Source organism: Thermococcus thermotolerans (assembly GCF_024707485.1).
Taxonomy (GTDB): domain Archaea; phylum Methanobacteriota_B; class Thermococci; order Thermococcales; family Thermococcaceae; genus Thermococcus; species Thermococcus thermotolerans.
The window spans coordinates 959,559-978,954 of sequence record NZ_CP102602.1 but is presented as its reverse complement, the minus strand read 5'-3'; the positions used below and the strand labels follow the sequence as shown (position 1 = coordinate 978,954).

Sequence of the window (19,396 nt, the reverse complement as noted above, 5' to 3'; positions counted from 1 at the left end):
AATCAGTCCTCAACCACCAGACGGTAGTAGTAATAGTAGCCCGCTGTCGGGCTCTTCCTTTTGATCTCAAGAACGTCCCCGGGCTTTGCGCCGAGAGCAACAACAGCAGGGTCTGAAGCCTTGATCTGCGGAAGCTGGGAAATGCGGATTCTGTACTTCTTGAGGAGTTCCTCTTTCTCCTCCTCGCTGAGTATCCTGTGTTCAGGAACCAGCTCGTGAGTGAATATATCAAATTCTTTTTTCGCCGCCACCGAGAATTGCCCCCTTAACATTTTTTAAGAACGATTATCACTACCTCCAACCTGCGGGTTTCGGTATATAAGCTTTTCGAGTGATAACTCGCCCGTAGGGGTTTATATCGGTTACGAAAAGTTTAAGAACCGTTTTCCATGCCGAAAAGCTACGCTGATGCACTTTTATGTTCACCTTTACTGGGAAAGCCTTATAAAGGCTCGGCACGGGTTCGATGTTCAAACCCATCAGGAAATGGCCAAATGCCCAAAATCCGTTGAAGTTTTGACATTATTTACGTGGTAATTTTGTCATAATGCTCTCTTTTGTGAAATCTACTGTCGTATTCAGCCAGAATATGGACAAAATTTGGTCGATTTTTTGTAAAAAATGAAGGGAAATAGGGGCTTTAAACCTAAAATACGGAGTTGTTATGGCTTATCTGGGCCATTAGTCAGACCTAACTCTCCAATTGTGGAACATTCTAACACTCCAAGAATTGGCCCGGTATTGCGGTCTGGAAACCGGCATTGAATCCAATGTAGGGGCAACCCAAAATGAACCCGCGTAAAAACTTGCTCGACTAGGAATGAATACAAACTTTGCCAGAAGAGTTTCTTATGGTGGGCCCGGGGGGCTTTGAACCCCCGACCACGCGGTTATGAGCCGCGCGCTCTGACCAGGCTGAGCTACGGGCCCACGGATGGCGCCGCCGCCCGGACTCGAACCGGGGACCGCCGGATTAACAGTCCGGCGCTCTACCGACTAAGCTACGGCGGCACGACCCAATGTAGGGAATACAGGGGGGATTTATAAAACTTACGGTGATGCCGGGCTGGAGAGAAAACTTTATATTCTACGCCAGCCCTCATAAAACCGTGCCCCGGTAGCCTAGCCTGGCGGGGCGGCGGACTTGTAATCCGCCGGTCGCGGGTTCAAATCCCGCCCGGGGCTCCACATTGCACTTCTTCAGCTATCGTCTGGGAGCTGGCTTACATAGACCGGCCATGTTCTGTAACCGTCCTGGATGTAGACCTCAAGGACTTCCGCTCCGGCGTACCTCACTTCCCTCACGATTAACTTCTTGCCGCTCCTTCCCCTGAGGATATCCTCGTGAACGTCCCTTGGAAGCTCCTCCGTGACCGGGAGGATTCCCCCTTTTACGTACACCCCCTCAAGCCGGCCGTCTTTGAAGAGAAACCCCCTCACGGGCACCTCATATTCCTCAATGACCTCCTCATAATGGACGGCCCCATACTTCCCAAGGATTTTGTCCATCTTCATCACCCATATGTAATTTTTCTATTACATATTGATCCGGGCGAGTCTTTATTAACTTTTTGGTGCATATATGGATAATAGTGATCAAAAAGTGGCAGAAAAGAATTGTTAAGAAGGGATATACGGGCCGCGTCCCTTAGATATCGACCTCTCCCTTCTCCTTCAGCTCTCTGTACATGCGCCAGGTTATTATCGGCTTCTTTGCCGCCAGAACGTCGTCCACCCTCTTCACCGCTGTGTTGTGGGGCGCGTTCTTGACGACCTCCGGGTTGCTGTAGGCTTCCTCACTTATCCTCTTCAGAGCCTCGACGTACGCGTCGAGTTCCTCCTTGCTGACAGTCTCGGTGGGCTCTATCATGAGTGCCTCGTGGACTATCAGCGGGAAGTAGATGGTCGGAGCGTGCAGTCCGAAGTCGAGGAGCCTCTTCGCCACGTCAAGGGCCTTAACTCCCGTTTCCTTCTTCATGGGCTCAGCGCTGAACACCACCTCATGCTTCCTGAGCTCCTTGTGGGGCAGCTCATAGCCGCGCGTGCCCTTCAGCTTCTGGGTGAGGTAGTTGGCATTGAGAACGGCTATCTCGCTGACCTCTTTAAGGCCGTCCCTTCCCATTATCTTGAGGTATGTGAGGGCCCTAACCATGACCGCGAAGTTGCCGTAGAGTTCCTTCACCTTGCCTATGCTCTTGGGCACGTTGTAGTCAAGGTAGTAACGGTCGTTCTCCTCGTCGTATCCCACCAGTGGAACCGGCAGGTATTCCTTCAGGAAGTCCTTGACTCCAACGGGACCGCTTCCAGGACCGCCTCCGCCGTGCGGTGTCGAGAAGGTCTTGTGGAGGTTGAGGTGAACCACGTCAAAGCCCATGTCGCCCGGCCTGACCTTTCCGAGAACCGCGTTGAGGTTGGCACCGTCGTAGTAGAGCAGACCACCAGCCTTGTGAACTATCTTCGCTATCTCAAGTATCTCGTCCTCGAAGATGCCGAGGGTGTTGGGGTTGGTCAGCATCAGTCCCGCTGTCCTTTCGCTCACGGCGTTCTCCAGAGCCTCAAGATCAACGGTTCCGTTCTCGTTGGAGGGTATCTCAATGACCTTGAAGCCCGCCATCGCTGCACTGGCCGGATTCGTTCCGTGAGCGGAATCCGGCACGAGCATCTCCGTTCTCTGGGTGTCTCCCCTGTCGAGGTGGTAGGCGCGGATTATCATGACTCCGGTGAACTCGCCGTTGGCTCCCGCGGCCGGCTGAAGGGTGAAGCGGTCCATTCCGGTTATCTCCTTGAGCCACTGTTCAAGCTCCCACATTATCCTTAGCGCTCCTTGGACGGTTCTCTCGTCTTGGTAGGGGTGCACGTAGGCAACTCCGGGGTGGCCGGCTATCTCCTCGTTTATCTTGGGGTTGTACTTCATGGTGCACGAGCCGAGGGGGTAGATGCCGTTGTCGACGCCGTAGTTCATCTCGCTCAGGCGCGTGTAGTGCTTCACGACCTCTGGCTCGCTCAGCTGGGGAAGGTTGAGGGGGCTCTTCCTTCTCAGCTTCTGGGGAATCTCGACGCTCACATCTTCAATCGGCTTTGGCATGGTGTAACCTATTCTCCCCTCACGGGAGAGTTCGAAGATGAGCGGTTCGCTCCACTTAGCCTGGCGGAACATTCAGGCCACCTCCTTGAGGGCCTCTATTAGTGCATCGACCCATTCTTTTCTCGTCGTTTCTGTTGCGGCAAAGAGGGCGCTCTCTCCCAGCTCCGGGAAGCGCTCCCCTATGTAGTAGCCGCCGTGGATGTTCTTCTCAAGAAGGGCTTCGTGTATCTCCCTGTAGGGCTTTTCGAACCTCACAAGAACGTCCTTGAAGTTAATTCCCTCGAAGGGAATCTCAGCGACCTCTGAAAGCCTCTTCTTGAGGTATGCGGTGTTCTTGAGAATGACCTCTCCGAGTTCGGTTAAGCCCTTCGGCCCAAGGGTCGCGAGGTGTATCGCCGCTGCAACCGCCACCAACGCTTCGTTAGAACAGATGTTTGAGGTGGCCTTTGCGCGCCTTATGTGCTGCTCCCTCGTCTGGAGCGTCATGACGAAGGCCCTCCTTCCCTCGGCGTCCTTGGTCATTCCGATTATCCTTCCGGGCATCTGACGGATAAGCTTTCTGTCGTTCCTTGTCGCAAAGATGCCGGCCCTCGGTCCGCCAAAGTTCATCGGGCTGCCGAAGTAAGCGGCCTCTCCGACGACTATGTCAGCACCGAGCTCTCCGGGAGCCTCCACAATCCCGAGTATCGTTGGGTCAACCCCCACCACGAAGAGCGCCCCTGCCTCGTGGGCAATCTCCCCGACTTCCTCGATGTTTTCCTCAAGTATGCCGAAGAAGTTTGGAACCTCGATGTACACTCCGGCGGCTCCGTCTACTGCTTCCCTGAGCTTCTCAAGGTCGAGCTGGCCGTTTTCGTCCCAGGGTATCTCCACTATCTCAAGGCCCGGGCCGGCGGCGTAGGTTTCGAGGACTCTCTTCCTCTCCGGGCTGAGGTGCTTCGGCACCACGAACTTGTTTTTCCGGGTTACCCTTGCGCTCATCAAAGCCGCCTCTGCCATAGCCGTCCCCCAGTCGTACATTGAGGCGTTTACTATTGGTAGCCCGACGAGTTCCGCGATTAGGCTCTGGTACTCAAAGAGCGCCTGGAGCATTCCCTGGCTTATCTCCGGCTGGTAGGGTGTGTAGGACGTAAGGAACTCACTCCTCTCTATTAGGTACTTGACGTGCGCCGGAATGTAGTGGAAATAGGTTCCGGCACCGAGGAAGCTGGGCATCTCAAGGATGGTTTTATTCTTGGAGAGGGCTTCGCTGAGCTCAAGAAAGACTTCGTACTCGCTCTTTCCCTCGGGGAGATTGAACTCTTTGACCATCCCTTGGGGAACATCCGAGAACAGGCTTTCGATGGAGGACAGTCCAATTTCCTTCAGCATCTCCTCCCTACTTGCGGAGTTAGGGATGTAGTGCTTACCCATACTTATCACCCTCTGAACTTTAAAATGCTCGTTGAAATTTAGGCCCCCGGTAATATATGCTTTGTGCCCGGGAATACTCAAAAAAGACGTTCTCATGACAATAGCTGAATCATAAATAAGGAAATGGAAAAGGATCAGCCTGAGACGCCAACGTCCTCGAAGAACTTCTCCATAAGGCCGGCGAGCAGTCTGATGTCATACTGCATGGTCTCATAAACCGCCCACTGAACCTTGCTGTACTCCCTGCCGTCGAGGGTTCTGAAACCGCTCGGTGAGTTAACGTCGAAGTTCGCATGGAGCTCGATGTTCCTTATCGCCCATCCGTCCACGTCGCTGTCAAGCCAGGCAGTGCTGTCAACGTGAGTGTAGATGTAAACCGTATCCCCTGGAACGGTGACCCTTGTATCAACGAGCGGGTTCGGGTCCTGGTCATAGCGAGCGATGAGGTTCCAGTTCTTATCGTATATCTCGACGTAGCCGAGGGTCTTGAAGTAGGCGTTCTGCATGTCTATATCCTTGAAGACTATGGTTATCGAGCTGGCACCCTTGAACTCAAGCTTGAGGACACTCCAGTCTCCCTTCCTGAGGGTTCTCGTCCAGAAGTAGCTTCCGAGGTGCCCCCATTCGCTCCAGAGGTTGATGTCCTTCCCGGTCGAATATAGCATGTACCTCCAGGAGTTGTGTGCAGCGAGATCGGCGTACGCCCAGGCGACGCCGTTGGAGAGGCTCATGTGCCCGTTCTCGTTGTCCGTGAGGTATATGTCGTAGCCCTGGATAAATCTGGACTTCTCCTGAGGTATCTGCCACCACTTTATGGGGGTTAGGTCGAGCGGGACGCGGTTGTTCAGAATGTCATCCGCAACTGTCGGTGAGATTTGGTTTTCAACGAAGTCGTGGGCGTTCTCAACGTACTTCTCCTGCTCAAGGTCTTCAAAGAGGTGCGGCGTCTGGTGCCCTATGAGCATGCCCTGGTCTTCGATTATGTGGAGCGCCCTGCCGAGGTAATACATCGCTCCTGCCCTGTCGCCCTGCTTCCAGAGCTGTACCGCCTTTTCATAGAGCCTCTGGGCCATGTCAGCCGCAGATGTGTCCGGATCTCCAAGGAGGGCCACGGTAAACAGCTCGGCGTGGTCCATGGGGTCAAGGAAGTGGTACTGGCTCTGTATGGTGTACGTCTTGCCCCCGATGTCTATGCTCCCACCGGTCCAGTCCTCGTCGTACGCACCGTAAAGGAGCTGATCCTTGTACTGCATCAGTATGCTTCCGAGGGCCGGGTTGTCCTGATAGACAGCCTCGATCGCTTTGTATGTCAGCCTCTGGTGGACGTTCATCGGATCGTCCATCGTTGGACCATTTGTCGGCCATGCTGAGACCAGTCCAGACACGGCCAAAAGCGCTATTATCAGGGACAGAACCTTCTTCATTTTATCCCCCTCCAAACAGATGGCAGATTTCTCTGAGGTTAAAAGAAGTTAAAACTCTTTCGAGTTACCGAAGTTACAAAGTATACTCCATTTGAGTCGGAAGGTGTCGTCTGAAGCTGTGGTATTTGGCCCGATGTGGTGTTTGTGGTTCAAGAAAAGAGAGAGTCATAAAGGCAAAGCTTAAAGGCCACACCATCCACCACGCTGGAGGGGGACATCATGATAATAGCCTTCGACTTCGATGGGACGCTGGCCGACACGTACTCGTGCATAGAGGAGGCATTCGTGAAAGCTTTGGAGAGACGCTATCCATGGTTGCCGTTCAAGGGCATCTGGGCCAAGGTGCTCACCAAAATTGAGAACTACTTTGAGAGGCCGACCTTTGGAAGCCATAGGAAGAAGTCAAAGCCCCCCTTCTTTCTGAGGACAAAGTTTTTTGAAACATGGTTTGAGGAGAGGGCAAAGCTAACCAAACCACTCGACGATGCCCCCGAACTTCTCAAACGGCTCAAAGAGGGGGGCCACATAGTAATTTCTTTCTCGGCGGAGGACTTCATAGATGGTATGAAGGTTAGAAGGCTCAAGGAGATGGGGATCTACGACCTCTTTGACGACGTTATAGTTTTCGGGCGCGAGATGACGATAGACGAGGCCTTCAGGCTCGTCCGCGAGAAGTACGGGGACGAGGTATTCGTGTGGGTTGACGATAAGCCCTGGCGCTTTATAGGGCACGGCGACGAGAACACCGAATACGTCTGGTACTACTTCCCCTTCAGCGCCAAGTTCGTTGAGAAGAACCGCGAGAGGCTAGCCTTAATACCGCACCTCCATGTGATACGCGACCTGTGGAGCATATTCGACGTGATAGAGAGAATAAGACAGGAGCGCTCACCCTGAATCCGCGTTGGTGTACTCAAGCGTGTCCTCAATGAACTCGTCGTATGTCTCTCCATCCACCTCTTCAAGCTCTACCGTAAACTCCCTACCCAGCGCCCATCTTATGGCGACTTCTCCCCTGTCCGTTTCGGCCACTATCAGACCGAATGGCAGGTCGCCGGCCCAGTGATGTTTTGAAAACCCGATGGAAAATCCCCGCTTTTCAAGCTCGCCGAGCACGAGCTGATAAGTTTTAGCCGGCCCGTGAGGACTCCTTGCGAAACCAATATAGGGCATTCTTACTCACCACTGTCCACTTAATGGACAGATTTAAAACCTTTTCGGTTGCCCTAACAAAGTTTAAAAGCCAGAGGTCAAACTCCAGCACATGAGGCCCACACCGCTTCCGGGAAAGGCACTGAAACTCGGAAATACCCTGGTCATAGCCGACCTTCATCTGGGTTACGAGGTCAGCATGGCAAGGGAGGGCTTTTATCTCCCCCGGGTGTTCAGAGAGGTTGTTGGGAAGCTGAAATCCCTCATAGAGCGGGAAAAACCGAAGGTTCTTGTTGTGGACGGCGATCTGAAGCACTCCTTTGTGCCCGAATGGAGGGAGAGGGAAGAGCTGAAGGCATTCGTTGGTGAGGCATTGCCTCTGGTAAGTGAACTAGTCCTGGTGAGGGGAAACCACGACGTCGGAACGCTCTGGCTCAGGGAGCTGGGTGTTGAGGTGGTTGATGAACTTGAATTGGGAAAGTGGAAGCTAGTTCATGGCCATAAACTCGTCGAGGGGGAGCGCTTCATCATAGGTCATGAACACCCCTCAATACGGCTTCGGGATGAGGTGGGGGCGCTGGTTAAGGTTCCCGCCTTTCTGATGGGTGAGGAGCTTATAGTACTTCCCGCATTCAGTCCCTGGGCGTACGGAAACGATGTGCTCAGGGAGATAGTCTCCCCTTTCCTCCGCGAGTATGACCTGTTTGATGCCAAGGTTCTTGTTCCTGTGGAGGACGAACTCCTGGACTTCGGCCGGCTGGGTGATCTGAGCAGGGTTTTGAGTTCACTTTGATGCCAACCTTTTAATACCGGGAGCTGAACTATTCTCGGGTGATAGAATGAGAAAGGAATACCTAGGAATCATCGGTGTGCTGCTCGTTCTCACGGTTCTTGTGTCTGGGTGCATCTCCTCGGGGGGTAACACTCCGACAACAACCACAACCCAAAACCTACCTTTTACAAAGGAGCAGCTTGAAAGCGCAGTTGCTGGAATAAAAAGCTATGAATACGTTATGTACGTTAAAACGTACAACGGAACTAAACTTGTAGCAACGCTCTATTCCAGGGTCTCCTTGGACAAAGAGACTGGTATGAAATCCTCGATTACCATAGCAAACAAGACTGGAAAGCTGGCCTATGCCCTCTACTACTACACAACTAAAGCTGGCTTTGTAACACTGACCAACAGAAGTGGTCTGGTAGACTGGCAGTTTTCGTGCTATGAGAATGGAAATGGACCCAAAGTGAACTCAACCCTTCTTGATAACCTCTGGAAGGACTTTCCCCTTGAAAATGCAACGCTCACAACTGAGGGGGACTATTATATCCTCACAGTTAATCACACCATCTGGAGCGAAGCGGGGAATGAAAAGGACTACAGCGGTACCGTGACAATAAAGCTGGCCAAAAACCTCATCCCCGTTGAGATACTCCAGAAGGCATACTACAGGAAAGACAACGAACGCTGGGTTGATGAGATTAAAATAGAGATAACCAGCGTTAATTCGGCCTCTGTAAAGCCTCCCCAGCCTCTCGTGGATTACCTGCAAGCTCAGGGACTCGACATAGGGGAGCTTCTTGGCAAATGCTAAACCTTTAAATTTTCAAGCCCCCAATTTTCTTTTGGTGAAGTGACATATGGACTTCCTAAGCGCAATAGTGTTCTTTGCATACGCTCCCGCTCTGGTGATACTCTGGTACTTCTATCACGCCGATAAGTACGAGCCGGAACCGAGAAAGTACGTGGTAGGGACGTTCATACTCGGGGGGACACTCTCCGTTGGAATCGCCTACATCTTGGAGAGTGTTCTTACCATCGGAGGCATCGTGAAGCCGGTTCTTCCGCTGACCGCGTTTTACGTTGCCCTTGTGGCGGGAATCGTTGAGGAGCCCGCCAAGGCGCTGGCAATAAGGTGGCCCTTTAAAGCGGGCCAGATGGACGGCATAATGGACGGCCTTGTTTACGGTGTCGCGGCTGGTCTGGGATTTGCAGCAACTGAGAACTTTCTCTACGGCCTGGGATACGGTATTTCGGTAACCATTGTTAGGGCTTTCCTGACCCCATTCGCCCACGGTGCATGGAGTGCGGTCATAGGCGTCGGCTACGGGATGAAGGCTGAGGGCAAAGTAACCTCCGTCAGGCCCTATTTCCTCCTCGCGATGCTCCTTCACTTCATCTGGGACTACTACGCCTTCCTGAGCCGAGAAGTGCCTGCGTACAACATAATCCTGATATTGCTGATACTCGTGAACCTCGCGATACTCCGATACTTCATGATAATGGGGCAGGCAGAGGACGTTGGCAGGCTGTGGTACTACTGGTTCAAGAGGAGGGATGGGATGTGAAACTGAAAGAGGCTCTGTTTGAGGCAAGGCCCTACGTGGAGTACTATGAGAGGCTGGAAAATCTCGTAAAACGCCTATGGGAGGAATCCACGGATGAGACAAATTTTCTTCGGCTCCTTAACGAGGAGATAGAGCGCGCGGAAGAGCCGTTTAGGACAGACCTCAGGATATTCCTCCAGAAGTTCGAGGCACTTTGAGCTTTCCACTTTTTGCTAACTTTTCTCAGTAGTTTGCAAAATCTGAATAGAAAAAGTATTTAAACCTATTCGTGGATATTCTGGCGAGACTATGGGAGGTAGTACCATGAGGCGGGTCATGGCGCTTTTGCTGGTTGGTCTAATAGTACTGGCAAGCGGATGTATAGGGGAAAACGCTGGTCTGACCAAGGATAAGGTTCTGAATGCCCTGAACGACATTGAGACTGCCAGGTACGACCAGAACTTCTCTATGACCATGCACTTTACGGAGCCGATAACCAACAGGACGGTCAACATAACGATGTCCGGCCGTGTTATCGGGATGTTCAACAAAACCAGTGGCCTCGAAACAGGAAACATGACCATGAACATGCACACGATGGGGATGAACATAACCTTCAACTGGCCGTACTTTGTCAACGGAACCCTTGTGTACCTCAAAGTTGATGGAAAATGGTACAACGTCCCCAGCAATAATGACATCTCCACCCAGGCGAGGGGCTCGCTTAACGTCGACTACATCGAGAACCTCCTGAAGAGGAAGAACGTGACCATCAAGAAGCTGACCGATGGCTACGCCTTCCGCGTCAACGTCACCTTCTGGGAATTCGTTAACGCCACCAATCAGACCGACTACCTCAATGAGGCCTGGGGCAACCTCCCCGGCAACGTCACCGTGGACACGAAATCCGGTTGGGTCGAGGTTCACCTCAGGGACGATGGGACTCCCGTATTCATAGAGACGTACATGGACGTCGTGATGAGGATGACGGGGATCTCTGAGAAACCTGTGGAAGTCCACATGACGGTTCATGATGAGGTCAAGCTCTCGGACGTAAACAAGCCGGTACACATAGTGGCTCCCAATGGAATAGAGAACGCCAGCGACTTTGATGAAATGTTCTGGTGAGGAATTCCACCGCTAGTTCTCTCCTTTTTTATGTTTGTCCTTGAAAACCCACCACATAAGGAACGGGACTCCCAGAACAACACCCCACGTTGCCAGAGAGCCCGAGAGGTCGTGGAAACTTTCGGACGTGTAGGAAGGCCCCGCCTGCACCATGATGTTCAGCTCCGCCCACAGCCTCGTCTCGTTTTCAATTTCCTTAATTCTCTTCCTGTTGCTCTCCATGATTCCTGTGAGGGTTTCCCTACTATCGGGGGAGAGTTCATCCAGATGGGAGGATATTATCCAGTTCTCCATTTCGAACCTGGAAATCCACTTGGCGCAGAAATCGGAGTTATTGTGGTACACAGTCGCCCATCCGTTCTTTTTACCCTTTTCCACAATCCTGTCAACATCCTTCAGTGCAACCCTGCCCATCATGGATATGAACCTCTCCCCGTGTCTTGAAACGGTGACCCTTATTCTCTCCTCCCTGAGGAACTCCTCCAGCCTTGCGGCGTCCTCACGGTCCCTCACCGTGACATATATGTTCACAATGTTGCAGAGCCCGCTCCAGGGGGCATTTTCTTCCCCGATCCCCTCAAGTTCGTCTATACCGGCGACCTGTTCCCTTGCTAGGGACGTCTCCCGGTAGTAGGTGCCGAGGAATATTGAGCCCAAGAGTATGAAAATCACGAATGGAGCCATCGCGAGCATCAGGTCCTTCTTTCCCTCCATACCATCACCAGCCCGGCCACTCCTGTGAGGATGACGCCCGTCCACAGGGCCGCCATCAGGGGTGCATTGCTCTCAGTCTTTACCGGGTACATTAGGATGACATGGGCGAACGTTGCGTTGTAGATCGGCTCCTTCTGCCTCAACCCGAGGAGTTCCTCCAACTCGATGGTGCGGTTGTGGATGAACTCCCTCTCCGTGGGATCGTCAATCAGGCCTTCCAGCTCCCTGTAGGCTTCCAGCTCCTTCTCCAGTCGGTCCTGATCCAGTTTGACAGGTTTCGGTTCAACCTTTCCCCAGGGACGGCATGTGTTCGGAAGGGCCGAGTAAAACTCGCTCTTGTTGAAAACCACGACATCGGTTTCGTCGTAGCCGTTGGTGAGCTCTATCGAGAAGTGTGGAAACCTATCGAGAGCCGTTATGGTTCTGTTCAGCTCCCAATCGGAGCGAATGTGGCACGTGACGATAACCCTTTCGGCCGGCTCGCAGAGGTATGGCTTTGCCACGTTGTGCCTCTCAAGCTCCTCCGTGAACTCCCCAAGGTTGGAATCTATGGTCAGCCGTGGAGGGGGAACGTACCTGGCCGGTGGTACCATTGCAGATGCCAGCATTAGGGCAATGGCTATGAGAATGAGAAGCGGACCCCACCGCATATCCCCACCATATGGAGTAAAGGAAAGAACCTTAAAAGGGTTTACCTGAGTCCAAGGGTTTTAAGATACTCAATCATTCTTTCCACATCGTTCGCTATGACAACGTCAAACAGCCCCTTTAGCCTGGCCAGGTTGTCGTCTTTGTAGAACAGGACGTCGTTCTCGGTCCAGAGCGCCACCCTGAGGCCGAGGGAGCGCGCCCAGTGAAGGGCCTGCACGGTCTTCTCAAAGCCGATTATAGGTATCGCCTCCATGGGCACGTTTATCGACCACAGGTTGAGTTCCCCCTTCAGCTTTGGAATCAGCGGGACGACCTCTTCACGGTCTATAAGAAGGCCCATCACGGTGTCTCTATCGTGCTTCCTGTACTCCCTGAGAGCATCTATGATGAACGAGGATACCATGACCCTATCCGGGTTGTTTTCGGCCACGATTTTTGCGACCTCTCCCGCGGTATCGGGGTCTTTGAGTTCGATGTTGAGGAGGGCATCCCGGGGAAGAACTTCAAAAACCTCCTCAAGCGTCGGTATTCTCTCCCCCATGCCGATATCGGCCCTTTTGAGCTCTTCGAGGGTCATCTCCTTCTGCCTTCCGTTCATGTTGCTCGTCCTGTCTATGGTCTCGTCGTGCATGACGATGACCTCTCCATCCTTGGTCAGCCACACGTCCAGCTCGATTCCATCCGCACCGGCTTCGATAGCCTTCCTGAAGGCCAGGAGGCTGTTCTCCGGGTATGCGCTCATGTATCCCCTGTGTCCGAGGACGACAACCCTATCGCGTTCCCACATATGAATCGCCCCGAAAGACTACACCTTCAGCGTAAAAACTTTTCCTAAGCCTTGCCGGGTTATCTGATATAATGACATCAACCAGGGACAGTAGCCTTGGAACCCAGACCCTCTCGTCCATCCGGTAGTTCCAGAGGTAAACCTTCAGCCCGCGCCGCCTGAGGCTCCTCAAAAGAACCACCAGCGGCCGATAGCCGATGTATGAGACTGCATCTATCGGCACATGGACTGAGGTAATTCCCCTGAGGCGGGATATCCATGGAACCGAGGAGTATCCGACTATCGAGAGTCCCACCCTGCATTCCGGACACTCCATGAGTATGGCCCGGACTACCGCGGGGTTCTCCGATGAGAACACTGTGTTTTCGGTGGCCCTATATCGTTCGAGGAGCTTCGTTATGCCATTAACGGCGTCCATTTCTTTTACGTCCACGTTCAGAAGAGCCTCCGGGAAGGAGCGGAGAACTTCTTCCACTGTGGGAACAAGTTTCCCCAGCGGGTGCAGTCTCCTCAGCTCCCTCAGGGTCAGCGCCTTCAGTCTGTACCGCGAGCCGTTCGCGTAAAATGAATCGTCGTGGTGGACCACGAGCTTTCCATCACCCGTTAGTCTGACGTCGAACTCGATTCCATCCGCATACCTGAGCGCCCTCCTGAACGCTGGCAGAGTGTTTTCGAGCCTTCCCCTGAAGCCTCTGTGGCCCAGTATTGGAGGTTCCCCACTGTCCATAAGTGTCATCTCTGCTACCGTTCAAAGATGGACTCACAACCCTTAAAAGCTTCATCGGTGTATTTTCCCTGTTGTCACGACCCACAGCGGGGGTGAGTATCTTGGAGTTCAAATATTCGAGAATATTCCTCCTTGGGTTTGGCTTCTTCGGAATAAGTATAATATGGGCGCTCTACAACGCCTACGTGCCGATATTCCTGCAGGACACATTCCATCTCAGCAAAACAGTGACTGGCTTCATAATGACCATCGACAACCTGTTCGCGGTTCTCCTCCTCCCGTTCCTTGGGGCATTAAGCGACATGACGCGAACAAGACTGGGGCGCAGAAAGCCCTACATACTCCTTGGTGCCCCCTCCGCCGCAATAATGTTTGCGCTCATACCGGTTTCAAGGATGTATGAGAACCTTGCCCTCTTCATGGGGACGATAGTCTTTATGAACTTCTTCATGGCACTGTTCCGCTCCCCGGTTGTTGCCTTCATGCCTGACATAACCCCCAGTGAAAAGAGAAGCCAGGCCAACGGGATAATCAACTTTATGGGCGGCCTTGGGGCACTGCTGGCGTACTTCGGCGGCAAGGCCCTCTACGACATGAACTACGCCTACCCGTTCTACTTCGGTGCCGCGATAATGCTCCTCGCCAACCTCCTAGTTGTCCTCTTCGTCCCCGAGCCGGAGGAGTACCGCGTTCCCGGGAAGAAGGTCAGCATCAGGAAGCTCCTGTCGGAGACATCACACAAGAGCTTCGGTGAGCTCAAGGAGAACCTCAAGGATGTATTCGCCAGCCACGAGAGGAGCCTGCTCGCCATACTTTTGGCCATATTCCTCTGGTTCATAGCCTTCAACTCCCTGGAAACCTTCTTCACGAGCTACGCCAAGTACTACCTCGGTATCGAGGAGAGCACCGGCGCGTTCATGCTCGGCCTGTTCTCCCTCAGCTTCATGATATTTGCAATTCCAGCAGGCTTTATCGGGGCAAGGCTTGGCAGGAGACAGACCATAACGCTCGGGCTGATAGTGATAGTTGCCATACTCATAGCGGCCTATCTCGTTGGCGAGGGCCAGAAGCCAGAATCCAGCTCCTTAACGGATCCGGTTGTGATGACCTTCATGGGGCTCTTCTTCGTCGGAGGCATGGGCTGGGCCATGGTGAACGTCAACTCCCTGCCCATGGTAGTTGACATGACCACCGAGGAGAAGCTTGGCGGCTACACAGGGCTCTACTATTTCTTCAGCCAGGCGGCGAACCTCGTTGCACCTCCGCTGGCGGGAGCTTTCCTCGACCTCATCGGCTACAGGACGCTGATACCGTTCTCAATAACCTTCTTCGTACTCTCGGCGATAGCGATGCAGTTCGTCAGGCGTGGGGACATCGTCCGGCGCAGGGGCGACATACTGGACTACGTTCCGGATATGGACTAAAATCCTTTCATTTTTTGTCCTATTTAGCCCGTTGAACCGAAAACGTAAAAACTTCCTTTTGACATAGGTGTGTAAAATAAGGGGGTGAAACCATGGAACGAAAGGGTTTCAGCTGGGGGGTTGTTCTGGGTCTTGCCCTGCTGGGCTTCAGCAGGAGCACGGGATGGGCTCTCAACAAGGGACTCTCGTTTCCACTGCTCTCAAGCTACACCGGTTCGGCATTTGTAAAGGGAACCATCCTTGCCGCTGAGGGCTTTATTGGCCTTTTCATACCGGTTCTCCTCGGCTATTACAGCGATACACTCAAATCAAAGCACGGGAGAAGAAGGCCATTTATAATGGCGGGTGGCCTTCTGGCAGGAATCGCGGCACTGATGGTATACACCGGCTACGCGATGGGCGTTCCGCTGTGGGGCTTTGCGCTCACCCTTGGCTTCTTCTACCTCTCGATGCACCTCTACACCGCACAGTACCGTGCCCTGATGCCGGATACAATCGAAAGCGGTCAGAGAGGAAAGGCGAGTGGAGTTATCACACTCCTCGAATGGGCGGGCAACCTCTTCCTGTTTGGCCTCGCCGGATTCCTGATAGCGAAGGCCGTGGCTGAAACCGGAGAGAACGAAGGAATAAAGGCGCTGGCACAGACACCCTATCTGAAGATCCCCTTCCTTGTGACCGCGGCCTTTCTCATAGGCGCGGCCCTCTTCGTGTACTTCATCGTCAAGGAGCCAGAAGCCCCTGAGATCGAGGAGGACGAAAGCCTCTGGGAGTACCTCAGGAGCATCGTTGAGAACCGCGATTTTCTCAAGTTCTACGCGGCGCAGACACTCTGGTGGATGAGCTTCGAGTTCATAGCCATATTCCTCTATGGAATCCTGGCCTACATCCTCTACGGCTCCGCGACCGAGGAAAACATCAAAGCGGTAACCTCGCTCGGCCTCTACCTTATGGCGCTCTTCAACATAACGGTCCTCCTCGGTGCCCTTCCGGGAGGTATAATCTACGATAAACTCGGGAGGAGGTTAAGCATAATCCTCGGGGGACTTATATTCGCCCTCCCCCAGCTCTGGGGATGGTTCATAAAGACTCAGACCGAGATAGTGATTGCCCTGGGAGTGGCGGGACTTGGCTGGGGAGTGCTCATGGCCGCCTCATACCCGGTAATCGGTGACCTGCTCACAAAATTCGAGAGGGAAGCCTTTACCGGCAGGTATTACGGCTTCTTTGAGGCCACACGCTCCCTTCCGGTTCTGCTCGCTGGGATCATTGGCGGTGCGATAGTTGACCTCGCAGGGGAGAACTACAGGGTGCTCTTCCCGATCGGGGCCCTGCTCGTCCTCCTGGCAATGCCGATGATATGGTACATGAGGAACCTCGATGTCGCGAAGGAGGGTTGAGCATGGTATGGCTTGGTGTTTTAATCTTTATTCTTCTGGCTTTCCTGGCCTTTTCAGCTTTTGTTGCCTACAAAATGGCCAAACCACCGCGCTTTGTCGGGAACTGGACGCCTGAAGACTTCGGCTTTGATTACGAGGACGTTGAGTTCACAACCGAGGACGGCCTGAAACTCAGCGGCTGGTGGATAGACAGGGGGAGCGATAAGACCGTTCTTCCGCTCCACGGATACACCCGAAGCAGGTGGGACGAGGTTTACATGAAGGACACAATTGAGTTTCTGCTCAAAGAGGGTTACAACGTTCTGGCCTTTGACTTCAGGGCCCACGGAAAGAGCGAGGGGAAGTACACAACGGTTGGCGACAGGGAACTGCTCGATGTTAGGGCGGCAGTAGCGTGGCTGAGGGAGAACCACCCCGAACGGGCGCAGAGGATCGCACTGGTTGGGTTCTCGATGGGTGGAATCGTTACGATACGTGCACTCTCCGAGCTTGAGGAGGTCTGCTGCGGCGTGGCAGACAGCCCACCAATATATCTTGACAGAACCGGTGCCAGAGGTCTCAAATACTTTGCAAAGCTCCCCGAATGGCTCTACACTTTTGTCAAACCGTTTACAAAGCTCTTTAGTGGGGCGAAGGAGCTCAACATGCTGGAATATGCTGAAAGGATTAAAAAACCCCTCCTTCTAATAGCCGGTGAGGGCGACCCTCTAGTGAATGTCGAGGAGGTAAGAGAGTTCTACGAAAAAAACAGGGAGTTGAATCCCCACTCCGAGCTGTGGATAACCGACGCACCCCATGTAAGAACACTTAAGCTCCATCCGGAGGAGTGGAAGAGAAAAGTTGGGGAGTTCCTGGGGAAGTTTCTGGCGTAGTCTCTTTTTTGTTTTATTTCAGCCTCTTTATCGCCCAGTTGTAGAGAACCACCGCCATCAGGAGCATTCCAAAGGCACTCGCGGCCAGCCATACAAGGCCCGGCAGTATTTCACTTGCAGGTCTGTGGTAGAGCTCCAGCAGGCGGAGGCTCTTCAGTGCAGTTCCGAGGGGGAAGTAGTTCGCTATGGGCTTGGCCCACCCGGGGAGTATGCTCGCCGGGATGACGATTCCTGCCAAGAAAAGCAGGGGCATCGAGATGAGGTTGACTATTGCGTTGGTGGCCTTTATGCTCCTCGTGCCCATGGCTATCGCCAGTCCGAGGCTCATTGAGAAGACCGCCGCGAGGAATATTATGAGCCAGCCCAGGGCGCTTGGAAAGACCGTCTCCCCGAAGACAATCTTTGCGTAAACTATCCCGATGAGTATGCTCACGGTTATGACGATGAAGGTCGAGAGCATCTTTCCGGCCAGGAAATCCCACGCCGTCGCTGGTGAGGCAGATATACGCCTCAAAGTCCCGTGTTCTATCTCTTCAAGCGTTCCGGAGCCTATCATAAGCATCGTGGCGAAGAGGAACTGAATCCCGATGAAGCTCGTGACGTAGAACTGAATGGCGGAGGGCGCTTCTCCCCTCACTTCCCTCTCCTCAAGCTCAAGTGGGTTCGTAAGACCAATGAGGTATCCCCTGAAATCCTCGATGGTGAAGTTTCCTGCGATGTTTGCCGGAACGTACTTTTCCATGTAGCTCAGGGTGATGTTCAACCTTCTTTTGGCCATCTCCTTCTCGAACTCCGAGAAGAAGCCCTTGATGACGCCGCTCACTATCTGGTAGTTCTGGGGGTCGCTCCTGTCGAAGTATGCGTAGACTTTTGCCTGAAGGCCGCTCGAAACGTTCTCTCCGAAGCCCTTTGGAAAGACCAGGAGAACATCGATTCTTCCGTTTCTAACCGCGTCAACCCCAGCGCTCTCGTTGGGATACTTTTCGATGTTAAAAACGTGGACACCATCCATTGTCACGTTTTCCATGACGTTAACGACGTCCGCCGCTGTGAAGGGGGTGCTCTCGTTGAAGTAGACGACGCCGACGTCAACGGTTATCGGCGGGTTGTGACCACCCCAGATGCCTCCGAGCAGGGTGATCCACATGAGCGGAAAGACGAATATCCAGAAGAGGGCCATTTTTTCCCTTCTGGTTTCTCTCAAGTCCTTGCCGATTATGGCCTTGATTGCTCTCGCCTTCATTCCAGTCCCCTCCCCGTGAGCTTCAGGAAAACGTCCTCAAGGGTCGGCTCTTCAACCCTTATCGTCCTTATTTCGCTTCCCGCTTCGACTAGCAGTTCGACGATCTTGGGCAGGGCGGTCTTTGATTCTTCCACGCCAATCCTGAGCGTGCCCTCACGCTCTATTGTCCTTGGAAACTCCTTTTTCACGAGTTCGGTGCCCTTCAGAATGCCTTCAACGTGTATCACGCTCCCCTCTCCAGCGAGCGATTTCAGCTCGTCCGGGGTTCCGACGGCTATCACGTTCCCTTCGTTCATTATCGCCACTCTGTCTGCCAGTGCCTCTGCCTCCTCCATGTAGTGGGTCGCCAGGAGTATCGTTCGCCCTTCCTCTCGGAGCCTTCTTATAAGGTTCCAGAGCTCCCTCCTCGACGGCACGTCTAGCCCGGCTGAAGGCTCGTCGAGAATTAAGAGCTTCGGTTCGTAGAGGAGCGCTATCGCCAGATTCAGGCGTCTCTTAAAGCCGCCGCTCAGTTCCCTGGCTTTCTTCTTTGCGGGCAGAGAAAACTCCGAAATGAGCTTCCTCACCCGTTCTCTCGGTGCGTCGTAGAGGTCGGCGTAGAATCGCAGGTTCTCCTCCACAGTTAGGAGGTCGTAGGCGACGCTCTCCTGGGGGGCGTAGCCGATCAGTCTCGCGGTTCTCTTTGATAGAGGTTTTCCGAAGACCAGTATCTCACCGGAGTCGTAGCCCAATCCCTCGGCCAGAATCCTTATGAGCGTCGTCTTTCCGGCACCGTTGGGCCCGAGGAGTGCGAAAACCTCGCCCTCTTCAACCTCAAGGTCTATCCCCTTCAGTGCCAGAAAATCCCCGTAGCTCTTTTTCAGTTTTCTAATCTCAAGGGCCTTCATTGGCTCACCTGTTATCCATTTGAACGTCATTAGATATAAAACTTGGAGAAACTCTGGGATTCAGAACGGCCTCGGCTAACCCTCTTCTCCTCACCGCTCAGCGTGGCTAACGCTCGTCATCGGCCTGAGGGAGTTGATGCCAAGGTTTTAAAAAGAATCCGTCGAGG

Annotated in this window: 21 protein-coding genes and 3 tRNA genes; 10 read left to right on the top strand and 14 right to left on the bottom strand. The window is 53.3% G+C overall.

The window, feature by feature from the left end:
* Positions 1-2 precede the first annotated feature (2 nt).
* The 3 genes from NUS69_RS05590 to NUS69_RS05580 form a co-directional block, all read right to left on the bottom strand.
* Positions 3-251, bottom strand: coding sequence for a DNA-directed RNA polymerase subunit H (locus NUS69_RS05590; protein WP_055429124.1), 249 nt, complete (start codon positions 249-251; stop codon positions 3-5).
* Positions 252-852: 601 nt separating this feature from the next.
* Positions 853-930, bottom strand: a tRNA-Ile gene (locus tag NUS69_RS05585).
* Between the two features lie 5 nt (positions 931-935).
* Positions 936-1,011 (bottom strand) — tRNA-Asn (locus tag NUS69_RS05580).
* Positions 1,012-1,111: 100 nt separating this feature from the next.
* On the opposite strand from NUS69_RS05580, the gene NUS69_RS05575 reads away from it, so the two are divergent.
* Positions 1,112-1,188, top strand: a tRNA-Thr gene (locus NUS69_RS05575).
* A gap of 12 nt (positions 1,189-1,200) precedes the next feature.
* On the opposite strand, the gene NUS69_RS05570 is transcribed toward NUS69_RS05575, so the two are convergent.
* The 4 genes from NUS69_RS05570 to NUS69_RS05555 form a co-directional block, all read right to left on the bottom strand.
* Positions 1,201-1,515 (bottom strand): hypothetical protein, encoded by a 315-nt coding sequence (locus NUS69_RS05570; RefSeq protein WP_258084779.1) that lies wholly within the window; start codon positions 1,513-1,515, stop codon positions 1,201-1,203.
* Positions 1,516-1,648: 133 nt separating this feature from the next.
* Entirely contained in the window at positions 1,649-3,157 is a 1,509-nt protein-coding gene (gene gcvPB, locus NUS69_RS05565) for an aminomethyl-transferring glycine dehydrogenase subunit GcvPB (protein WP_258084778.1), read from the bottom strand.
* Positions 3,158-4,498, bottom strand: coding sequence for an aminomethyl-transferring glycine dehydrogenase subunit GcvPA (gene gcvPA / locus NUS69_RS05560; protein ID WP_258084777.1), 1,341 nt, complete (start codon positions 4,496-4,498; stop codon positions 3,158-3,160).
* Positions 4,499-4,632: 134 nt separating this feature from the next.
* On the bottom strand, positions 4,633-5,922 hold the full coding sequence (locus NUS69_RS05555) for a phospholipase C/P1 nuclease family protein (protein WP_258084776.1): 1,290 nt from the start codon (positions 5,920-5,922) through the stop codon (positions 4,633-4,635).
* A 219-nt stretch (positions 5,923-6,141) separates the two neighbouring features.
* On the opposite strand from NUS69_RS05555, the gene NUS69_RS05550 reads away from it, so the two are divergent.
* A complete protein-coding gene (locus tag NUS69_RS05550) occupies positions 6,142-6,819 on the top strand; it encodes an HAD family hydrolase (RefSeq protein WP_258084775.1) in 678 nt (225 codons plus the stop codon).
* On the opposite strand, the gene NUS69_RS05545 is transcribed toward NUS69_RS05550, so the two are convergent.
* Positions 6,811-7,095 (bottom strand): hypothetical protein, encoded by a 285-nt coding sequence (locus NUS69_RS05545; RefSeq protein WP_055429049.1) that lies wholly within the window; start codon positions 7,093-7,095, stop codon positions 6,811-6,813. The two genes, NUS69_RS05550 and NUS69_RS05545, sit on opposite strands and share 9 nt — an antisense overlap.
* A 91-nt stretch (positions 7,096-7,186) precedes the next feature.
* Here NUS69_RS05545 and NUS69_RS05540 point away from each other — a divergent pair, with 91 nt between their 5' ends.
* The 5 genes from NUS69_RS05540 (at position 7,187) to NUS69_RS05520 (ending at position 10,527) form a co-directional block, all read left to right on the top strand.
* On the top strand, positions 7,187-7,867 hold the full coding sequence (locus NUS69_RS05540) for a metallophosphoesterase (protein ID WP_258084774.1): 681 nt from the start codon (positions 7,187-7,189) through the stop codon (positions 7,865-7,867).
* 46 nt (positions 7,868-7,913) lie between these two features.
* Positions 7,914-8,666 (top strand): hypothetical protein, encoded by a 753-nt coding sequence (locus tag NUS69_RS05535; RefSeq protein WP_258084773.1) that lies wholly within the window; start codon positions 7,914-7,916, stop codon positions 8,664-8,666.
* A 46-nt stretch (positions 8,667-8,712) separates the two neighbouring features.
* A complete protein-coding gene (locus NUS69_RS05530; protein ID WP_258084772.1) occupies positions 8,713-9,420 on the top strand; it encodes a PrsW family intramembrane metalloprotease in 708 nt (235 codons plus the stop codon).
* A complete protein-coding gene (locus NUS69_RS05525) occupies positions 9,417-9,617 on the top strand; it encodes a hypothetical protein (protein ID WP_258084771.1) in 201 nt (66 codons plus the stop codon). The genes NUS69_RS05530 and NUS69_RS05525 overlap by 4 nt, the downstream gene beginning before the upstream one ends.
* Before the next feature lie 106 nt (positions 9,618-9,723).
* Positions 9,724-10,527: a hypothetical protein gene (locus NUS69_RS05520; RefSeq protein ID WP_258084770.1), complete on the top strand. Its 804-nt coding sequence runs from the start codon at positions 9,724-9,726 to the stop codon at positions 10,525-10,527.
* Between the two features lie 12 nt (positions 10,528-10,539).
* On the opposite strand, the gene NUS69_RS05515 is transcribed toward NUS69_RS05520, so the two are convergent.
* From NUS69_RS05515 to NUS69_RS05500, 4 genes are read right to left on the bottom strand one after another with little or no spacing between them, the layout of a single operon-like run.
* The gene (locus tag NUS69_RS05515) at positions 10,540-11,241 is read right to left on the bottom strand and encodes a hypothetical protein (RefSeq protein WP_258084769.1); all 702 of its coding nucleotides are present in this window, start codon (positions 11,239-11,241) and stop codon (positions 10,540-10,542) included.
* On the bottom strand, positions 11,220-11,891 hold the full coding sequence (locus NUS69_RS05510; RefSeq protein ID WP_258084768.1) for a hypothetical protein: 672 nt from the start codon (positions 11,889-11,891) through the stop codon (positions 11,220-11,222). Before NUS69_RS05510 ends, NUS69_RS05515 begins: the two co-directional genes overlap by 22 nt.
* 41 nt (positions 11,892-11,932) lie before the next feature.
* Positions 11,933-12,679 (bottom strand): glycerophosphodiester phosphodiesterase family protein, encoded by a 747-nt coding sequence (locus NUS69_RS05505; protein WP_258084767.1) that lies wholly within the window; start codon positions 12,677-12,679, stop codon positions 11,933-11,935.
* Positions 12,663-13,406: a glycerophosphodiester phosphodiesterase family protein gene (locus tag NUS69_RS05500; protein ID WP_258084766.1), complete on the bottom strand. Its 744-nt coding sequence runs from the start codon at positions 13,404-13,406 to the stop codon at positions 12,663-12,665. Before NUS69_RS05500 ends, NUS69_RS05505 begins: the two co-directional genes overlap by 17 nt.
* A gap of 101 nt (positions 13,407-13,507) precedes the next feature.
* On the opposite strand from NUS69_RS05500, the gene NUS69_RS05495 reads away from it, so the two are divergent.
* The 3 genes from NUS69_RS05495 (at position 13,508) to NUS69_RS05485 (ending at position 17,099) form a co-directional block, all read left to right on the top strand.
* Positions 13,508-14,830 (top strand): SLC45 family MFS transporter, encoded by a 1,323-nt coding sequence (locus tag NUS69_RS05495; RefSeq protein ID WP_258084765.1) that lies wholly within the window; start codon positions 13,508-13,510, stop codon positions 14,828-14,830.
* A 92-nt stretch (positions 14,831-14,922) separates the two neighbouring features.
* Positions 14,923-16,227 (top strand): MFS transporter, encoded by a 1,305-nt coding sequence (locus NUS69_RS05490; RefSeq protein WP_258084764.1) that lies wholly within the window; start codon positions 14,923-14,925, stop codon positions 16,225-16,227.
* Between the two features lie 2 nt (positions 16,228-16,229).
* A complete protein-coding gene (locus NUS69_RS05485) occupies positions 16,230-17,099 on the top strand; it encodes an alpha/beta hydrolase (protein WP_258084763.1) in 870 nt (289 codons plus the stop codon).
* 13 nt (positions 17,100-17,112) lie between these two features.
* Here the strand turns inward: NUS69_RS05485 and NUS69_RS05480 are convergent, their stop codons facing one another.
* Positions 17,113-18,342, bottom strand: a complete 1,230-nt coding sequence (locus NUS69_RS05480; protein ID WP_258084762.1) for an ABC transporter permease — start codon at positions 18,340-18,342, stop codon at positions 17,113-17,115.
* Positions 18,339-19,229 (bottom strand): ABC transporter ATP-binding protein, encoded by an 891-nt coding sequence (locus NUS69_RS05475; protein ID WP_258084979.1) that lies wholly within the window; start codon positions 19,227-19,229, stop codon positions 18,339-18,341. Before NUS69_RS05475 ends, NUS69_RS05480 begins: the two co-directional genes overlap by 4 nt.
* Positions 19,230-19,396: the final 167 nt, after the last annotated feature.

What these genes read in the sequence shown, in the direction of transcription:
- NUS69_RS05570 (WP_258084779.1), bottom strand. Translation starts at nt 1,515, where the DNA reads ATGAAGATGGACAAAATCCTTGGGAAGTATGGGGCCGTCCATTATGAG.
- gcvPB (WP_258084778.1), bottom strand. Translation starts at nt 3,157, where the DNA reads ATGTTCCGCCAGGCTAAGTGGAGCGAACCGCTCATCTTCGAACTCTCC.
- gcvPA (WP_258084777.1), bottom strand. Translation starts at nt 4,498, where the DNA reads ATGGGTAAGCACTACATCCCTAACTCCGCAAGTAGGGAGGAGATGCTG.
- NUS69_RS05555 (WP_258084776.1), bottom strand. Translation starts at nt 5,922, where the DNA reads ATGAAGAAGGTTCTGTCCCTGATAATAGCGCTTTTGGCCGTGTCTGGA.
- NUS69_RS05550 (WP_258084775.1), top strand. Translation starts at nt 6,142, where the DNA reads ATGATAATAGCCTTCGACTTCGATGGGACGCTGGCCGACACGTACTCG.
- NUS69_RS05545 (WP_055429049.1), bottom strand. Translation starts at nt 7,095, where the DNA reads ATGCCCTATATTGGTTTCGCAAGGAGTCCTCACGGGCCGGCTAAAACT.
- NUS69_RS05540 (WP_258084774.1), top strand. Translation starts at nt 7,187, where the DNA reads ATGAGGCCCACACCGCTTCCGGGAAAGGCACTGAAACTCGGAAATACC.
- NUS69_RS05535 (WP_258084773.1), top strand. Translation starts at nt 7,914, where the DNA reads ATGAGAAAGGAATACCTAGGAATCATCGGTGTGCTGCTCGTTCTCACG.
- NUS69_RS05530 (WP_258084772.1), top strand. Translation starts at nt 8,713, where the DNA reads ATGGACTTCCTAAGCGCAATAGTGTTCTTTGCATACGCTCCCGCTCTG.
- NUS69_RS05520 (WP_258084770.1), top strand. Translation starts at nt 9,724, where the DNA reads ATGAGGCGGGTCATGGCGCTTTTGCTGGTTGGTCTAATAGTACTGGCA.
- NUS69_RS05515 (WP_258084769.1), bottom strand. Translation starts at nt 11,241, where the DNA reads ATGGAGGGAAAGAAGGACCTGATGCTCGCGATGGCTCCATTCGTGATT.
- NUS69_RS05510 (WP_258084768.1), bottom strand. Translation starts at nt 11,891, where the DNA reads ATGCGGTGGGGTCCGCTTCTCATTCTCATAGCCATTGCCCTAATGCTG.
- NUS69_RS05505 (WP_258084767.1), bottom strand. Translation starts at nt 12,679, where the DNA reads ATGTGGGAACGCGATAGGGTTGTCGTCCTCGGACACAGGGGATACATG.
- NUS69_RS05500 (WP_258084766.1), bottom strand. Translation starts at nt 13,406, where the DNA reads ATGGACAGTGGGGAACCTCCAATACTGGGCCACAGAGGCTTCAGGGGA.
- NUS69_RS05490 (WP_258084764.1), top strand. Translation starts at nt 14,923, where the DNA reads ATGGAACGAAAGGGTTTCAGCTGGGGGGTTGTTCTGGGTCTTGCCCTG.
- NUS69_RS05485 (WP_258084763.1), top strand. Translation starts at nt 16,230, where the DNA reads ATGGTATGGCTTGGTGTTTTAATCTTTATTCTTCTGGCTTTCCTGGCC.
- NUS69_RS05480 (WP_258084762.1), bottom strand. Translation starts at nt 18,342, where the DNA reads ATGAAGGCGAGAGCAATCAAGGCCATAATCGGCAAGGACTTGAGAGAA.
- NUS69_RS05475 (WP_258084979.1), bottom strand. Translation starts at nt 19,229, where the DNA reads ATGAAGGCCCTTGAGATTAGAAAACTGAAAAAGAGCTACGGGGATTTT.